The organism is Methanosarcina mangrovi, from assembly GCF_052057765.1.
GTDB lineage: Archaea > Halobacteriota > Methanosarcinia > Methanosarcinales > Methanosarcinaceae > Methanosarcina.
Map to the genome: position 1 here is coordinate 2,081,504 of NZ_CP195120.1, position 17,204 is coordinate 2,098,707.

The 17,204-nt window shown below is 43.1% G+C and carries 13 protein-coding genes; 2 read left to right on the forward strand and 11 right to left on the reverse strand.

Annotation, left to right across the window (positions count from 1 at the left end):
• Positions 1–49 precede the first annotated feature (49 nt).
• A complete protein-coding gene (locus tag ACSAZL_RS09460; RefSeq protein ID WP_440948425.1) occupies positions 50–1,162 on the forward strand; it encodes a phosphoserine transaminase in 1,113 nt (370 codons plus the stop codon).
• Positions 1,163–1,178: 16 nt separating this feature from the next.
• Here the strand turns inward: ACSAZL_RS09460 and ACSAZL_RS09465 are convergent, their stop codons facing one another.
• Complete coding sequence (locus ACSAZL_RS09465) at positions 1,179–1,490, reverse strand: hypothetical protein (protein ID WP_440948426.1); 312 nt, start codon at positions 1,488–1,490, stop codon at positions 1,179–1,181.
• Positions 1,491–1,509: 19 nt separating this feature from the next.
• Between ACSAZL_RS09465 and ACSAZL_RS09470 the strand changes: the two genes are divergently transcribed.
• Entirely contained in the window at positions 1,510–5,352 is a 3,843-nt protein-coding gene (locus tag ACSAZL_RS09470) for a hydantoinase B/oxoprolinase family protein (RefSeq protein ID WP_440948427.1), read from the forward strand.
• Positions 5,353–5,683: 331 nt separating this feature from the next.
• Here ACSAZL_RS09470 and ACSAZL_RS09475 read toward each other — a convergent pair whose 3' ends face one another.
• From ACSAZL_RS09475 to ACSAZL_RS09520, 10 genes are all read right to left on the reverse strand, one after another.
• Complete coding sequence (locus ACSAZL_RS09475) at positions 5,684–5,941, reverse strand: transposase (RefSeq protein WP_440948828.1); 258 nt, start codon at positions 5,939–5,941, stop codon at positions 5,684–5,686.
• A 677-nt stretch (positions 5,942–6,618) separates the two neighbouring features.
• The gene (locus tag ACSAZL_RS09480) at positions 6,619–6,837 is read right to left on the reverse strand and encodes a hypothetical protein (protein WP_440948428.1); all 219 of its coding nucleotides are present in this window, start codon (positions 6,835–6,837) and stop codon (positions 6,619–6,621) included.
• A gap of 1,342 nt (positions 6,838–8,179) precedes the next feature.
• A complete protein-coding gene (locus ACSAZL_RS09485; protein WP_440948429.1) occupies positions 8,180–8,470 on the reverse strand; it encodes a hypothetical protein in 291 nt (96 codons plus the stop codon).
• Positions 8,471–8,822: 352 nt separating this feature from the next.
• The gene (locus tag ACSAZL_RS09490) at positions 8,823–8,957 is read right to left on the reverse strand and encodes a hypothetical protein (RefSeq protein ID WP_440948430.1); all 135 of its coding nucleotides are present in this window, start codon (positions 8,955–8,957) and stop codon (positions 8,823–8,825) included.
• On the reverse strand, positions 8,947–10,533 hold the full coding sequence (locus ACSAZL_RS09495; RefSeq protein ID WP_440948431.1) for a sodium:solute symporter family protein: 1,587 nt from the start codon (positions 10,531–10,533) through the stop codon (positions 8,947–8,949). Before ACSAZL_RS09495 ends, ACSAZL_RS09490 begins: the two co-directional genes overlap by 11 nt.
• A 4-nt stretch (positions 10,534–10,537) precedes the next feature.
• Positions 10,538–10,657, reverse strand: coding sequence for a symporter small accessory protein (locus ACSAZL_RS09500; RefSeq protein WP_440948432.1), 120 nt, complete (start codon positions 10,655–10,657; stop codon positions 10,538–10,540).
• Between the two features lie 333 nt (positions 10,658–10,990).
• Positions 10,991–12,538 (reverse strand): oligosaccharide flippase family protein, encoded by a 1,548-nt coding sequence (locus ACSAZL_RS09505; RefSeq protein ID WP_440948433.1) that lies wholly within the window; start codon positions 12,536–12,538, stop codon positions 10,991–10,993.
• A gap of 16 nt (positions 12,539–12,554) precedes the next feature.
• A complete protein-coding gene (locus ACSAZL_RS09510) occupies positions 12,555–13,076 on the reverse strand; it encodes a hypothetical protein (protein WP_440948434.1) in 522 nt (173 codons plus the stop codon).
• A gap of 1,087 nt (positions 13,077–14,163) precedes the next feature.
• Positions 14,164–16,137: a PGF-pre-PGF domain-containing protein gene (locus tag ACSAZL_RS09515; protein ID WP_440948435.1), complete on the reverse strand. Its 1,974-nt coding sequence runs from the start codon at positions 16,135–16,137 to the stop codon at positions 14,164–14,166.
• A gap of 555 nt (positions 16,138–16,692) precedes the next feature.
• Entirely contained in the window at positions 16,693–16,839 is a 147-nt protein-coding gene (locus ACSAZL_RS09520; protein WP_440948436.1) for a DUF1328 domain-containing protein, read from the reverse strand.
• Positions 16,840–17,204 lie beyond the last annotated feature (365 nt).

Consider the following 17,204-nt stretch of genomic DNA (forward strand, 5'->3'; position numbering starts at 1 on the left):
AACTTCTTCTTCCCCGAAAACATAACTGTACCAAAAAGGAAAAGATAAAATGAAACCAACACGAGTTCCTAATAATCCTTGTTTTTCTTCTGGGCCTTGTGCCAAACATCCAGGTTATTCTGTTGAACAGCTAAAGGATACACCTTTTGGCCGGTCACACCGGAGCAAACCTGGCAAGGAAAAATTAGCTGAAGCAATTAAAAGAACAAGAGATATGCTTGGACTTCCTGATGATTATCTCGTAGGTATTGTACCGGCTTCCGATACAGGCGCTTTTGAAATGTGCATGTGGTCTATGCTGGGGTGCCGCGGGGTTGATGTTCTGGTTTGGGAATCTTTCAGTAAAGAATGGGCAACCGACATCACTAAACAGTTAAAATTAAAAGATACCCGAGTTTTTGAGGCAGAATACGGGAAATTACCAGATTTAAAGAAGGTCGATTTCAAGAATGATGTCGTCTTTGTCTGGAATGGGACTACTAGCGGAGTCAAAGTACCCAACGGCGACTGGATTCCTGATAACCGTGAAGGGCTCACGCTTTGCGATGCCACCTCTGCTATATTTGCTATGGATATACCCTACCATAAATTGGATGTAATTACCTTCTCATGGCAGAAGGTTTTAGGTGGGGAAGGTGCACATGGGATGCTGATTTTATCTCCGCGGGCTGTTCAGCGATTAGAAAGCTATACTCCTGCCTGGCCATTGCCCAAGATTTTCCGACTGACCAAAGGGGGCAAACTAAATAAGGAGATTTTTGCAGGCTCCACTATTAATACCCCCTCCATGCTGGCTAATGAAGATTGGCTGGCAACACTAAAATGGGCAGAGTCTGTCGGAGGGCTTAAACAACTTATCCAGAGGACAAATGATAATCTGGCGGTCTTTGAGGCATTTGTTGCTAAAAACAACTGGATCCATTTCTTAGCGGAAACAAAAGAGATAAGGTCCAGTACCAGTGTCTGCTTTAAAGTTGATTTATCCGACGAAAAGCTTAAAGCACTGATTAAAACGCTTGAGAATGAAAAAGTTGCTTATGACATCGGTTCTTACCGGGATGCCCCTTCGGGCTTGCGCATCTGGTGCGGTGCTACCGTCGAGAAAGAGGATTTAGAATGCCTCTGTGAATGGATCGAATGGGCTTACAATTTGGTTAAATAATAAATTCTTTTTGTTATCAGCAAAGAAGGGTTCGTGAGAGATCGTTAATATCTTTTTTGCTGATAGCAAAAAGATGTTTTATCCCAAAATTTGTCTCACGCGGACAGATTTTAAATATCCCTTCAAAATCCTTTTTGCACACCTGATTTATCAGAGAAATTTTCAATTCTCTCACTTTTTCATCACACTTTAACTCCAAAAGCTTTTTCTTTTTATTCGAGTCCCTGTATAAGGCTATAATTATCTCGAAATAATTTTGAAAAAATGAGCCTGTTACTTTCTGAAAATCAACCTCAACCTCAAATTTCCGATTAATAATTAATACCACCTCTACAATTATTCCCTACATGTCCCCCAAAACCCGCTGGCAGTTCTGGATAGACCGCGGAGGCACGTTTACTGATATCGTAGCCCGCAGCCCTGATGGAAAACTGATTACACACAAGCTGCTTTCCGAAGACCCTACTCATTATAAAGATGCAGCCATTCACGGGATCCGCCAGATCCTTGGTCTTCCAAAAGATGCACCCCTGCCTGCGGAACTGATCGAAGCCGTAAAAATGGGCACGACTGTTGGCACAAATGCCCTCCTTGAACGGAAAGGGGAGAGGACTGTTCTTGCCATAACGCGGGGGTTTGGAGATGCTTTGAGGATAGGGTACCAGAACCGTCCGGATATTTTTGCTCAGAAAATCGAACTTCCTGACCAGCTCTATGAAAGGGTAATCGAGGTCTCCGGAAGGTTCGGAGCAGATGGAAAAGAGCTTGTAGCTCTTGACCTCGAAAGTGCAAAAAAAGAGTTTGAAGAGGCTTACAAATCCGGGATTCGCTCAATTGCCATTATTTTCATGCATTCCTACAGGTATCCCGAACATGAACTAAAACTCGGCAGGCTTGCACGGGAAATAGGTTTTACGCAGGTCTCCCTGTCCCATCAGACGAGCCCGCTAATAAAACTAGTGAGCCGGGGGGAAACGACTGTCGTGGATGCCTATCTTTCCCCGGTCCTCCGCAGGTACGTTGATATGGTCCAGAAAACTCTGGAAGAAAGAGGGGCAGAAATAGAAGAAAAAGAAGACGAAAAGAAAGGGAACCCGGAAGAAGAAAGTCCTGAAGAGGAAAACAGGGGAAAAAATAGTCCCAGACTCATGTTTATGCAGTCCAGCGGCGGGCTTATAGATGCAGACGCTTTTCAGGGCAAGGACTGCATCCTCTCCGGGCCTGCAGGTGGAATTGTAGGTGCAGTTGCTACTTCTCTCATGGCAGGTGCAAAAAAGGTCGTCACTTTCGATATGGGAGGGACTTCTACGGATGTGGCTCAGTACAGCGGGGAATACGAGCGCAGCCTTGAAACCGAAATTGCAGGTGTCCGCCTGCGTTCTCCTATGATGCGCATCCATACCGTAGCTGCAGGCGGGGGTTCTATCCTTCACTACGAAGGAGGCAGGTTCAGGGTAGGCCCGGATTCAGCAGGGTCGGACCCGGGACCGGCTTCGTACCGAAAAGGTGGGCCTCTTACGGTTACCGACTGCAATGTCATGCTCGGAAAATTGCAGCCTGAGTTTTTCCCTAACCTTTTTGGGCCCGATGGAGACCAGCCCCTTGACTCCGAACTAGTGCGCAGGAAATTTGCAGAGATTGCAAAAGAGGTTTCTGAAAAGGAAGTATCTGACAAGGAAGTCTCTAAAAATAAAGTTCCTGGAAAGGAGATCCCTGAAAAAGAAGTCGCTGAAAAAGAAATTTCAAGCGGAGGCAGTGTCCGGACCCCTGAACAGGTAGCAGAAGGTTTTCTTTCAGTCGCAGTCGAGAATATGGCAAATGCCATAAAGAAAATCTCGGTCCAGCGGGGGTACAACATAAAAGAATATACCCTCTGCTGCTTCGGAGGAGCCGGCGCCCAGCATGCCTGCAGGGTTGCAGACAGCCTCGGAATTAAAAGGATCTTCATTCACCCTTATGCAGGCGTGCTCTCGGCATACGGGATGGGGCTTGCAGACCAGAGGCTGATAAAAGAGAATTATGTAGGAACCGAACTTTCTGACGAGCTGATAGATGAATTAAAGACAGTATTTGCCAGGCTTGAAAAAGAAGGCCTCCTTATGATGCTGGGACAGGGAGTGCGGCAGGAGTGCATTACTGCCCTCTTTAAGGCCCATATGCGTTATGCGGGATCGGATACTCAGTTAGTTGTGGATTTTGCGGATAAGGACGCACTCAGGAGCGGGTTTGAAGAAGCGCATAAAAAGCGCTTCGGGTTTGTGATAGAGGGCAAAGCCATGGTTATTGAAGCCGTTTCCGTGGAAATCATAGGGATTACTGAAAGAGCTTTCGGCCCTGTGCTGGAAACCGAAACAAACCCTGCTTTTTCTCCCGTATCGGCGGTTCAAATGTATAGCTATGGGGAATTTCATGAGACTCCCGTTTTCCAGAGGGAAGAACTCAAACCCGGTGCCTGTGTAAGCGGGCCTGCGATTTTAATTGAGAAGAATACGACTATTATTATCGAACCCGGCTGGGAAGGAGAGATTACGGAACACGATCATCTCCTCCTGCACCGCAAAATTCCTCTCCCGACCCATACCGCCATCGGGACAGAAGTTGACCCTGTAATGCTTGAGATTTTCAATAACAGGTTCATGTCCGTTGCCGAGCAGATGGGCTACACTTTGCAGAACACAGCCTACTCTGTAAACATAAAAGAAAGGCTGGACTTCTCCTGCGCGATTTTCGACAGGCACGGCAACCTTATAGCAAATGCCCCTCACATCCCCGTGCATCTGGGTTCCATGGGGGAGTGCGTAAAAGCCCTTATCAGGACACAATTTCATGAGATGCGGGCAGGAGACGTCTACCTGATTAACTCCCCGTATAACGGAGGTACCCATCTCCCGGATATCACGGTTGTTACTCCGATGTTTGGCAGCTCCGGAGAGATTCTGTTTTATCTGGCTTCCCGGGGCCACCATGCCGATGTGGGAGGGATAAGTCCTGGTTCTGTTCCTCCGGGCAGCAGAACCATTGAGGAAGAAGGGGTGCTGAGCGAAGGCATGAAAATCGTCAAACAGGGCCGTTTCTGTGAAGAAAAGCTGAAGGTCTGGCTGAACTCGGGAAAATACCCTGCAAGAAACCCGGACCAGAATATGGCTGACCTCAGAGCCCAGGTGGCTGCAAATGAAAAAGGGCTCCAGGAACTGCGCAGGATGGTTGACGAATTCTCCCTTGAAACCGTTGAAGCTTACATGAACCATGTGCAGGATAACGCCGAGGAAGCTGTAAGAAGAGTCATTGACAGGCTTGCAGACGGGGAATTCATTTACATGCTCGATGACGGAAGTGCCATTAAAGTGAAGGTTACAATCGACCGCAAGAACCGCGGTGCAAAAATTGACTTTACCGGAACATCATCCCAGCTTTCAAATAATTTCAATGCCCCTGCCTCGGTCTGCCTGGCTGCCGTTCTCTATGCTTTCAGGACCCTTGTAAAAAGTGACATCCCCCTTAATGCGGGCTGTCTAAAGCCGCTTGAAATTATCATCCCCGAAGGTTCCATGCTCAGACCGGAATATCCTGCAGCAGTTGTTGCAGGCAATGTTGAGACCTCACAGTACATTGTTGATGCCCTGTTCGGAGCTCTTGGCACGCTGGCGGCTTCCCAGGGTACCATGAACAATTTCACCTTCGGAAATTCGGACTTCCAGTACTATGAAACCATCTGCGGGGGAGCAGGAGCAGGCCCCGGATTTTCAGGGACGGATGCTGTCCATACCCATATGACCAATTCAAGGATCACTGACCCCGAGATCCTTGAAACGAGGTTTCCGGTTTTGCTTGAGGAGTTTTCCATCCGGCAGGGGAGTGGAGGAGCGGGCAAATTCAGAGGCGGAAATGGGGTTATCCGAAAAATCAGGTTCCTTAAGGACATGCATGCTGCCATTCTCTCAAGCCACAGGAAACTCCCGCCCTTCGGCTTAAATGGCGGCATGCCCGGTGAGTGCGGAAAGAACACGCTGATCCGCAGGGACGGCAATGTTATCACTGTAGAGGGACAGGCAGAAATTAAGCTAAAAAAAGGAGATGTTTTTGCTATCGAGACACCGGGTGGTGGAGGATACGGTGGGAAAGACAAACAAGAAACAAGAGCGGAACTGAACAAAATAAATCAAATAGAATGGAATGGAAAAAAGACTTAAATAAGGAATCTTCAGCATAATTAATGTAGAAAAAGCCCGGAGGCGCTGCATTTACTGTATCCCCCAATACGGTCTCTTCGAATATTATGCTCCCCCAATGTGTAGTAATTCGAAGAAGGATCAGCGCCTCCAGGGTGTCTTTTATTTTGATGATACACTAACTCATTCTCTGACTCAAGCACATACTAATAAGATAAATTATTTTGAATTCTGTATAAAATAATTGTTTTTAAGCGAAAAATAGTTTTATTTAGAGTCAACTCATGAATTAATTACACTTTTAATTTGTTCCTCAAATAATTTCATCCAATTGTTAGCAAAAGATTTTGATTTAGCTAATTTCATACTCATTTTTAATCAATTTTCTTAGTTGCGTAACTGATTCAATAAATTCTTTTAAAATTTTTTTCCTTACACTCTTCCATATAAACTCAATTGGGTTTAAGTCTGGTGAATATTGTGGCAGAAACACTAGTACTATATCCAGTTGTTTTGCTTTTTTAACTGTGATGTCTGCATGGTGTGTTTTGGAGTTATCGAGTACAACTATTGGATCATACTCATGTATTCCATCGATTTTGCCAATAATGACCGGTTATTTTAGCGACTCCTAATCTCGATGTTGCCTCCTCAATAGGACCGACAAATATCTAAACCGAATAAAATATAACTGGCTCTTCGCTGTTTTATGTGGGTGACTTACATTCATCTCCTGAATGTCAAAGTAGCATATCTAAAATTAAGAAACAATTCTGGTTGAAAATCACATTCAGGCGTGATGTTTCTCTTTTGGCCTAGCTACTTTCTAACTGAGCAATTATTTTCAACCCACATAAAACAGCGAAGAGCATATAACTTCTATTGAACTTTAGTGTTTCTTTCAATCTTTATGAGTCAACCAAGCTTCTCAAGAGAAATCTTTTGGTTAGTATGATAGATTTCATCTTAAATATAAAGATGATTTTGTAAATGAAAATAGTTTATGTGAAGACTATATTTTATTTTGAAGATAGTAAAATAATTGATTGTCGTTAATTCCCAGGGACTATAATTGGCGACCCGGAAGATAGTAATGAGTTTCAAAATTTATAGTCATCTTTTCAAGACAGTTTATCAGGAATTCCCCCAAAATGTCTTGAAAAGATGACCGTTATGCAGGTTTAAGTTAACCTTGCTATTTTAGGCTTAGTTGCTGATTTTAGGCTTAGTTGCTGATTTTAGGCTTAGTTGCTGATTTTAGGCTCAGTTGTTGCCTGGTTATCAATATTAGCAACAGCCGCCGCCGCCCCAGCCACCGCAGCCGCCCCAGCCACCGCAGCGGCCCCAGCCGCCAAAGCGACCCCAGCGACCCCAGCCACCGCAGCCTCCCCAGCCACAGCCTCCGAATCCAAACATATCATTTACCTCCGTGGGTTTATGTTTCTTTTTCTCTTTTGATAGAAAAGGTGAACGTTTCAGGATTAGAGCATATAATTCTCCAATCAAGCTCTTCATCCACCTAAATTATACTCTCCCGGCAACTCTTTTTAGAAATTATTCTTGTTACCTATTTTTCATTTGGAGAGGAACAGATTTGATTGCCAGAAAGTACGAACAAAAATATAATTGCAGATTATATAAAAATACCAGAATAACTGTTTCTTAATATAAATAGTCTATTAAATATTGAATAAATCCTCTCTCAACAAAACACATTTACTTTTACATTTAATCTACAAGTTCTGATTCCTCTAAAGCTCCCGATAAATCCGAAATTATAATCTGCAATCCAAGATTAAAGCGAATATATAATCTCAATAGTTGTATAAGCTCGATTTTCTCAACTAAATTCAATTTAAACCCTTTAAAGGCGTTCATTTTGTTGGAAAAGTTGCATAACTTTTTTTATTTATAAATAACATCACTTTAGTTTTTTTCTTTTTAAGAAAAACATGTTAAAGGGAGTTTATTCAATAGGGGAAAAGTTTTTTAACTCAGTTAGTAAGTAATAATTTGAAAATTCGTCAACTAACTGTAATGTGATTTTATTTAATCGGAGAGTTTCCCGTTTAAAATTCAGAAATCTCTCTCAATTTCTTTACTAATATCAACTTCTTTCTCTTGATAAGGTTCACATCTGGATTTTCAAAATCAAATACCACCAACCTGATTTTTAGCTACGAGTTCCCGGCTGCAAAAATGCACCTACCTCCGGCGCTAAAATCTCCAAAATTGTACACATTCTTTAAGGTTCTGGACTGAGCAGTTGCAACGAAGCGCTCGAAACGGGGTAAGTATTTTTCAAGCTTGTCACTATTATCCCCACATACATGGGTTAAGACTTTGAGCCACGTTCACAGGTGAAAATATCTTGTTAAATATCAGCCTCAGAATTGCCTTAAGGTCAGTACAGATTACTTCAGGCACACGGCTAATGTCCATAGGGTAGCAGATGACAATCCGCAGTTTTTGGCTCTATCGTGCTCGAAAAGTATTTGAAGCTCTGAAAGCCCGGTAGAACCGTAACCAGAACAAGTGAATTGTTGAATAGTGCCTTTTGACATTTACTTCTATAGGAAATCAATGGGGTTGGGATAAGCCATAGACATAACAGAATCCATAGAAACCTTATTTTTCTGAATTTAAAGCATATAGGACTTACGCAGTTGAACTGAAAACATGAGTTGAAAAGACTTGACTGTATAAATTAGAACATTCTGTAACGAATTCGGATGTGTACCTGATTTTACTCTTCAACTGCATAAAAATAGGAAAATAGATAAAATGCCATGAAGTTTCAATTTTAACTTTTTTCTCTTCATGGTATATGTTAGGGTTTTTCCTTCAATCAATAGGTGACTTCAATAGAGTTTCCCTCTCTATCGGTAGCCTTTATTCTTATTAATTGAGGTGAATAAAAGTTTACAGTTTGGCGCACTACAGTATCATAATTTTCACTTTGACATAGCCCGGTTTCTGGTATGTCATTTTCAGCAAAGGTTGGCTTTTTTCTATCCAGATATGGTTTTTTCGGGCTCATTTCCGGCGAAGAACGTTTTCTTGAGACATGTACTATCCCTGTAGAAGCTGTATGCTTCACTTTTTTTCTTCGATTTCTGTGAAAATTGTTTCCTATCATGAGTCCCCACTCCTCTTTTACTCTCTCATTTTTCTGCCCAATTATTTTGTAAATTTTTTGATATTGATATATACTCTTTCACCACATATAACTCTTTTGATTTTTCGACAGATTTGACTCTAAAAACAACTGTTTAATTATTTTACTCTTGATTTTTTATCCGGGTTGCTATACGGTTTACCGAAGTTTTTTATCCGGGATGAAGAGCGGAGGAAAGTCTATATAAAAGCAAAAATGCTCCGGAAAAAAATAAATAACCATTACCTGAAAATTTATCCAAAAACAGTTCGGTGGGCCGAATGTCAATAAATTCAACCCATGAGAATTTTTAGCCCTTCATATATTTTAATCATTATCTGGTTATGGCTTTATCTTCCATATTATCTTCCATATTATCTTCCATATTATCTTCCATATTATCTTCCATATTATCTTCCATATTATCTTCCATATTATCTTCCATATTATCTTCCATATTATCTTCCATAGCATGTTTCAAGGTGCTCTTTTGAAGGAGGACGGGTTGCAAGGCTCACAACAACAGCTGTAAGCATGGCAAGCGGGGTTGCAACAAGTATGGGGTCGATAATGGTCCAGGTCCCCGTCAGAAGGGTTGCTTTTCCGAAGAGGGCCTGGCTGATGCCGAGGAGGGCAGCTTCTTTTGCGTGTACGAAAATAAGCCAGAAAAGGCTGGCAAATGTCCCTACAATGAGGCTTGCTATAGCTCCTTCCTTTGTCATGCGCTTCCAGAAAAGGGCGCCTGTGTACATTGGAAGGAAGGCTGCTGCACACAGCCCGAAGAAAATCGCCGTAGCGCTTGCAATAATGCTTATTGGAAGGAGATAGGCAAGAACCATACTTGCAAGGATTGTTACTGCAATTCCCAGTTTTGTTATGGTGACGGTTTTGCCGGATTTTCCTTTCATCAGGTACTCCCGGTAAAAATCGTGACCTATAGCCGTGCCCATTGTGTGGAACTGCGAGCTCAACGTGGACATTGCGGCAGCAAGCAGGGTGAGCATGAAAAGAATTACAAAAATGTCAGGCATTGAACTGTTGATGTACTCCGGGATTATAAGGTCGGTATTTCCCTTTGCCACGGCTATTGAGATGAGGTTCTGTGTCTTATAGAAGTACGCATTTGAAAGTGCCCCTACGGTAAATGCAACCCCTGTCATCATGAAAATGAAAGGTCCACCCACGAGGACTGCCCTGTTAAGGGCTCTGTCGTCTTTTACCGTCATGAACCTGACTGCAAGCTGGGGCTGGGCAAGGACTCCTATTCCTACTCCCAGGACAAGGGTTGAGATAAGATTCCACCATATGGTTGACCCGAATGCGGGCATTGCAGTCCACCCGAGGTGTCCTCCCTGCACAAGGGATTCCGGGACCAGAGGAGCCATATCCGTGAGCATTCTGTGTGCTTCCGTAATGCCGCCGAGCTTTGAGTAGGTAAGAACCATTAAAATTCCCATGCCCAGAAACATGAGGGACCCCTGAAGCGCATCGGTGTACATAACCGCAATCAAGCCACCTGTTATCACATAGGCTGCAATTATAATTGTGAAGATCAAAACAGCAACATCATAGTTTATTCCAAGTGTAGTCTCAAGGAACCTTGCCGCGCCGATCAGGACTATTCCCGAATAAAGCGGCATGAAGATACCTATCAGAATCCCGGAAAAGCCCTGTATGAACCTTGATTCGAAGCGTTTTCCCATTAATTCCGGAAAGGTTACCGCCTTGAGGTTTAAGCCTATACGCCTGGTTTTTGACCCGAATAAAACAAATGCAATGAATATCCCTACAAAAACGTTCATAAATGTGAGCCATAAAAGCCCCATTCCGAGGACTCCGGCTGCCCCGCCGAATCCCACTATTGCCGAGGTGCTGATAAAAGTGGCTCCGTATGACAGAGCAAGTACGTATGAATGAATCTTCCGCCCTGCAATCATATAGTCGTCTATGTCTTTCGTTTTTTTGTATCCCACCCATCCCAGGTAGAATATCACCATCAAATAGATCAGAACAGCCATTCCGAGAACAGGAGTACTTACAACCATTATTTCAGGCCTCCTCTTCAGCCCCGACGTTCCATTTCAATATGCCATAGGCAATGCATCCGAAAGCGCTAACAAAACACAGGATATACGCAATCCAGATCTGGGGATCACTAATTCCGAGCATTTTTTATCTCCAGCGGATCAACGAATCAGTTCGTAATCCGTGATAATATGTAGTATGTTAACAAATAACACAAATTAAGCTTTCGTGATAAAAAAAATTGATGAGTTAGAATTCAAAGATCGAGAGCCGGCTTAACGGAAATAAAAGGACTGAAGAATAAACTCAGAAGAAATATAAAGGAAAGTTAAGTTGAAAATGTTCGGATAGCTTTGAAGGTTTTACCATCCCTGGTGTACGAGACTTCACTTAAAAGTTGTAAAAACAAATTCCCGGCATCCCTCAAAAAACAGAGGAAAGTTGTCGCTTTTCTTTAGATGCCGGGAAAGGCTTTTTTTACAGTTTGAGACCGGGAGCCTTGAAGGCCTGTGAGAGAAGGATACTCATATTCTGCACAATTGTTTTCTTGATGCCGTTTAACATATCCATTTCCATCTCATCAAGAACCTTTGCATACCGGATGGCGGCGAAGTACACAACCATAAAGGCTGCATATTCCCAGCTTGCCCCTGACAGCGGAAGCATTTCTCTTGCTGTGAGCATCCCCGCAACCAGAATAGCCCCTATAAGGGTTAACCTTCTGTACATCGGAGTAAACGGATGCATTTGCTGTGACCTCCAGGCTCTCAGGGTCATTAGGACCTCTATGGATGCAAAGGACACGGCAGAAGCTGCTGCAGCACCTATCATTCCGTACGGGGGTATGAGTATGAAGTTAAGTACGGCGTTGATCCCTGCACTTGCAACCGAGCACTTCATCAGGAAATCAGAGTCTCCGGATGCCATTATTGTGTGGTAGTTAAACCCGAAGTACGAGTTTGTTACGAACCCCAGGGCAAGGATGCGCAGAACCGTAGCCCCGCCTGCATAGTCTGCTCCGTAGATTTTTGTGAGGATGATATCCGGATATGCGAACATCAGGGCAAAGACCGGGAAAGTGAGCAGGAAGCACCACTTCGTCATTATCGCGTAAATTGAACCAAGGGATTCAGTCCGGTTTTCTCCCCAGAGTTTTGAGGTTACGGGAATGTATACGAACCCCATAGAGCTGATTATCAGGGACAGAAACCCGACAAGAGGGTATACTGCACTGTAAACCCCGACAACTTCGGCGGATTTGAAATAACCGAGCATTATGGTATCGGTCCAGGTCATAAGGTTGAGCAGGGTCGCACTTATTAACAGCGGGAATGAGTACCGGATCAGCTTTTTTGTGGGATCGCTGAATTTGAGTTTCCATTCCGGCTTGATCGGAGGCTTTCTTATAAAGTAAACTGACATCACGCCGAATGTAAAGACCATTGAAAGCAGGTCTGCAAATACGACTCCTTTCAGAGATACCCCGAAGAACACGGCAGCTGAAGCAAACACGAGCAGGGATACCGGCCTTACGATGTTATAGAAGTACATGTTGACACTTGTACGGTCAAAACCTCTGTAGATCGCTACTGACAGGTTCAGGAGTATGGTGAACGGAATGGCAAAGATCATTATCCTGACAACGGATAGGATTTTGCCCTGGATATCAAACCCTTCTCCAGCCAGCCGTTCGAACAGCAGGGGTGAGACCAGCATGGCAAGCATCCCCGCAATAAGACCCATTAATATAGCCGAGATGATCAACTCGGGAATGTTGTGCTCCTCGTGCCTGCCTCTGAAGTAGGCAATGTACCTTGGCACCCCTTCATGGAGTCCAAGCGTTGCCACGGCGCCCGTAATGGAGATTACCGTAAGGGCAAGGGAGTAGGTGCCGAAATCAGCTGGTGAGAGATAAGAGGTTAGTACGCCTTTAATTACGATGTCAAGCAGCATTCCAATAAGCGTACCCGCAAGGATCACACCGGAACCTGCCACTATCCGATTGACCGATTCATTAACTGACATGAGAATCCCAGTGCCCTTAATTTCTGTATTCCGGGGCTTGTGGGCAAGAACAGAGTTCCTTTGCCCTGCCAGCTACGGCTAAATGACTTTCGGTCAGCTGGTCAAAGAAGTTTGAAAGGCTTCCTTCTGCAGGCTGCAGGAGTTTTAAGCCTGGTTCTTTAACCTTACGGATCTTACCAGATAGGGGACTGGTATTTGACGGGGTGAAATAAGTATCGTGTTGAATGGAAAATTTCATTTCAGGATTCTGGGTTTCAAAGTCTGCGGTTTCAAATTCCTTGAAACAGCTGTAAGTCTTAAATACGTCGTCGTGTCTGTCTTTTTGCTCGATATTTTGTCCGATTGCTCCATGGTGAGCTTTTAAGACAAAGTCTAACTGGGTTTTCTTTTTTACAACCGACATGGCTATTAACGACCTTCTGGGTTGGATTGATTTAGGTCTTCGATTGTACTTGGGGCTGAAGTCCGGGCAATGTGCGATCGAATCGGGCGCTTTGGGTTCTCCGCCGGATTCTACGTAACACCGGGGTTTGGGCACTCAAGAGTTGCTGAGCACTCAAGAATAACCGGACTTTCTGGCAGTACCCGAGAAATTGTGAACTGGTTTTTTTCTCGGGTGGCGCCCCGTGGGTTGGACTGCGGTAGGGTTTCGATTGGTTGGAATGAATCGGTTTTAGTTTTGATCGAAACCGAATTCGAAACCGGATTCTGGCAGGGTCCTGTCAGATCTCTGCCGATCCTTATTGGATTTGGGGTTAAATTCCGGGTTTTTCAGGGAGCAGTGGGTTAAGCTCGCCAGCATCCTGAACAGACAGTTTATTCTTCCGTTTCAGATGTTTATTAAGCCCGGTTTAAAGGCTGCTGCTCTTTTTCGCACGATGACTGTCCGGTAGGGAACTTCGAGCCATTAACCAATGCCTCAGTAACTGGTTCGGATACCGAACAGATGCTGAGAGGCAGCAAGCACGCTTGTAAGTTTGATATTGTTTTTCTTAAAACCGGAGAAAACTCAACTTATTAAATTTATTTGAAAGTTCCTCCAAATTTTATTAGGAGTACCTGCTTGACTTAGTATATAAACGTGTTGGGATGGAAATTTAATTATCATTATCGGGTCAAACTGCTGCCTGAGAAAAAACTCATTTACAATGTCTTTCCCAAAAGATCTGGATAAGAACCGATTCCAGAGGTATAAATCCGGGATTTTAAGATCGACTTTGGAGCCCTATCATGGTTCCTTTTCCGGAAATAAGCTACAAAAGCTCGACTTCAAAACCAGAAAGTCGGATTAGCCTTTTTCGGACACCTCTAAACTTATTCGTTATGTAAGGAATTTCGTGAACAAGCGAGCATTTTTTTCTTACTTTTTCGGTTTACATACAGGACAAAAGAGATCTCTCTTCTTAAAGTAAATTTACGCAATAAAAGAATAAAAACATCATGAATTATCATTATAATTATTCTTTTGATCTGAATCAAAAATTTATCATACAGTATACCCTTCCTCTGATTGTTATAATCCAATCCATATATAGAATCCCTATATAGGAATGCATTCGTCATAAATCGATTACTTTTAAAGGAGAATAACCTCAAAAAAAGAAGAAAAAAGCCGGGTGAAAGGGTTAACCATTCTTCCAGGCTAATATAGACTTAATCCATTCACCAAGCAGGTTGGCCACTTCAGAGAGAATTGTAAAGACGTTCCCGACTGTATTTTTTCCCTGCTCGGTCACCTGTTCGGCCGTCAGGTCTGTGCCTTCCTCACCCTGCAGATTCGCCGAACGGGTTTTCGGTCCTTCCAGTTCAGTTACATTTTCGGCAGAGGCATTCACATTGCCGGTTATTGCAAAGAAGGAGAAACCCGAGGTTTCGGCTGTAAAATAAGTAAACTCATCGTCTTCTCCCGAAAGGCTGACCGGTAACTGTTCCCAGGCTTTATCGCTGTACCTGCTCAGGGCTATGGAAGAACTGTCTATCCCTTTTTCCTGCATCCAGGCCTTTTCGACCTTGAAGCCGATTACAGGGGTTTCAATGTTCTTTTCGGTTGCATACCCACTGTTGCCGACCCATATGTTGGTGAACTTATAAACCTCCCCGGAAGGAAGTCCGGAAACAAGCGTTGATTTATTTTTCAGTTCCTCAACAATGGTTGTGGTCTTGCCAGCAGTCTTTTTGGCGTCAAAGCCTACATACACAATGCAGGTTGCATTCTTTGTGAAATCAAACTCTACTTCTTTCCCGTTTGTAATAAAGACCTGGGAAAGTTCCTTGACCTCAACGTTTTTTGCAGGTTCGGGAGAACCCCCAAAACTGCCGCCTGCGCTTCTGTGGCTTTTTCCTCCACTGCTTCCTCCACCGCTTCCTACACTGTCTTCTTCGTCGCCTGACCCGGCATCTGCACTTTCACTTTCTCCGGTCCCGCTGTCTGCTGAACTTTCTTCTTTCGCTTCCGTAACTGTAATTGTAGCAGTTTCCGAATCCGTGCCGTTTGCATTGGTTACGGTAAGTGTGACGGTGTAAGTCCCTGGGGTTGTGTATTCATAAACCGGGTTCTGTTCGATAGAGTCGATTTGTCCGTCACCGTTAAAGTCCCATTCCCTTCCTTCGGTGTTCTCCGAGAGATCGGTAAAGAGGATGGAAAGGGGAGCAGGGCCGCCTGTAGTATTGATTTCGAAGTTTGCAACCGGAAGTACAGCTGAGGTTTCTTCGGTTGATTTTCCAGCAATGGATACGAGAGGGAGGGAATCTGCATAGATGCTGTTTTCGAAACTGTATGCAGCATCGGCAATGCCGTCTCCATCCGCATCGGTTGCAGTATCGGAAAAGCCTGTTCCGTCAGGTTTTCCCCAGAAGTTTCCGCCTGTATAGGGACCGCCTGCAATGTTCGTGCCCGCGGTTTTTGCAGTACTGTATGTATTTCCTGTTCCGTTCTTAATTTCTCCATTTACGGTGTTAACAAAGTAGTTATCAAAAACCAGGTTGTTATCACTCCTCGGACACACATAAAGTCCGCTAACGCCGTTTGAGGTAACGGTGTTTCCCGAGATTGTGTTCCCATCCGAAGTGCCCAGGTGAATGCCCCGTCCGTTATTGTCAGAAGCCCTGTTGTCTGAGATCGTATTATCGTTTGAGGTTCCGAGCACAATCCCGTAATCGCCATTGTTTGTAACCTCGTTGTTTGAGACGGTGCTCCCTTTGGAACTCAGAAGATAAATCCCGTATCCGTTGTTCGAAATTACATTGTTCTCAACAACACAGTTACTGCATCCGGATAACTGAATTCCTGCATAGCTGGATTTTGTCCCCGTTATCTTAAGCCCACTAACTTTCACGGAATCTGCCTTCACGGAAAGTGCATGGGAACTTGAACTTCTGGCTTTGAGGATTGTGTTCTCAGGATTTCCGGATTCGGACCTGATTACCAGATTGTCTGTACTGATAACGATGTTTTCGGTATAGGTTCCTGGTTGAATAACAATTTCATCGCCTGAAGTTGCGTTGTCCACTGCTGTCTGTATCGAATCTCCTGGCTGGACTAAAATTTCAGTTGCAGTTACGAGACCCGAACCTGAAATCAGGATAAAAAGAGCTGCCAATAACGTTATTAACCTGTTTATTCGGATTCCCCCGTAAATTCAGGGAAGTATGGATCGATACTTCTGTTAATTAAACGGGGATTTATAAACTTAAATATAAGTATATTGGTATAAATAAATATTAATATAAAGATATTTTATAATCTAACACAATTACTAAAAACATTATCATAATTTTTTCATTAACTTGCCCTGAAAAATAGTATAATTTTTGCGCAGATTAATCATTATATATCTTTTATTTCGGTTCCATGCGGCGGTTTCTTCGCAGTTTTATCGATTAATTTATTCATACAGTATTTATATGCCTGTGAAGGCCTATATTCTTCTAATTTTTAGTAATCGGGAATCACTCCATTTGGATTTTTGCAAACTTAATAATAATACAAAAGATTTTAGATAAGTTTTCAAGCTATTAAGTTAAATATATAATAAAAGTTGAGCTTACAAATTTATTTCTTTATTTTCGATTCTGAAGATAAAAAAGAAGCATGGACACAAAACTGTTTTATGCCCATCTCTTATCTTTTAACCCTGTTACGATATGGGGTGCCGTCACAAAAATAGCGAAATTATCGCAAGTATAATGAAGATTATGACAAGCCACTTTGCGATATTCATGGATAAACCGGCAATTCCCCTTGCACCCAAAATATATGCAACCAGCGCCAAGATTAAAAATACTATTGCAAGACCAATCAAATCTGGTATATTTTATTCCCCCTCTGGTTGTTTAACCGCTAAATTCATTATTAGATTAGAGGTATTTATAATTTGACTGTCAAATTAAATGACTTTTAAATAAGCTGGAGTATTTTTTTCATTCAAAATCCCTTTTTGAAACAAATTTGCGGTATTTATATAAAATAAATAATTAATCCCGGCTCAATCTCAGTAAAAAATCTCTTTATTCTGATAAACTGAACTCTGACATACTTGACTCTTGCAGTATCGGAATCTGATAGAACCTACTCTAACTGCTTCTAATGTCAATAATCTTACAATTGTCTATGGGTTTTAATATAAAAAAATTTGAGGAACTCGGCGCCTTTGTAAGACCGGAGCCG

Coding starts and splice junctions, on each gene's coding strand:
- ACSAZL_RS09500 (WP_440948432.1), bottom strand. CDS start 10,657: ATGCTCGGAATTAGTGATCCCCAGATCTGGATTGCGTATATCCTGTGT.
- ACSAZL_RS09460 (WP_440948425.1), top strand. CDS start 50: ATGAAACCAACACGAGTTCCTAATAATCCTTGTTTTTCTTCTGGGCCT.
- ACSAZL_RS09470 (WP_440948427.1), top strand. CDS start 1,510: ATGTCCCCCAAAACCCGCTGGCAGTTCTGGATAGACCGCGGAGGCACG.
- ACSAZL_RS09495 (WP_440948431.1), bottom strand. CDS start 10,533: ATGGTTGTAAGTACTCCTGTTCTCGGAATGGCTGTTCTGATCTATTTG.
- ACSAZL_RS09505 (WP_440948433.1), bottom strand. CDS start 12,538: ATGTCAGTTAATGAATCGGTCAATCGGATAGTGGCAGGTTCCGGTGTG.
- ACSAZL_RS09490 (WP_440948430.1), bottom strand. CDS start 8,957: ATGGAAGATAATATGGAAGATAATATGGAAGATAATATGGAAGATAAT.
- ACSAZL_RS09485 (WP_440948429.1), bottom strand. CDS start 8,470: ATGATAGGAAACAATTTTCACAGAAATCGAAGAAAAAAAGTGAAGCAT.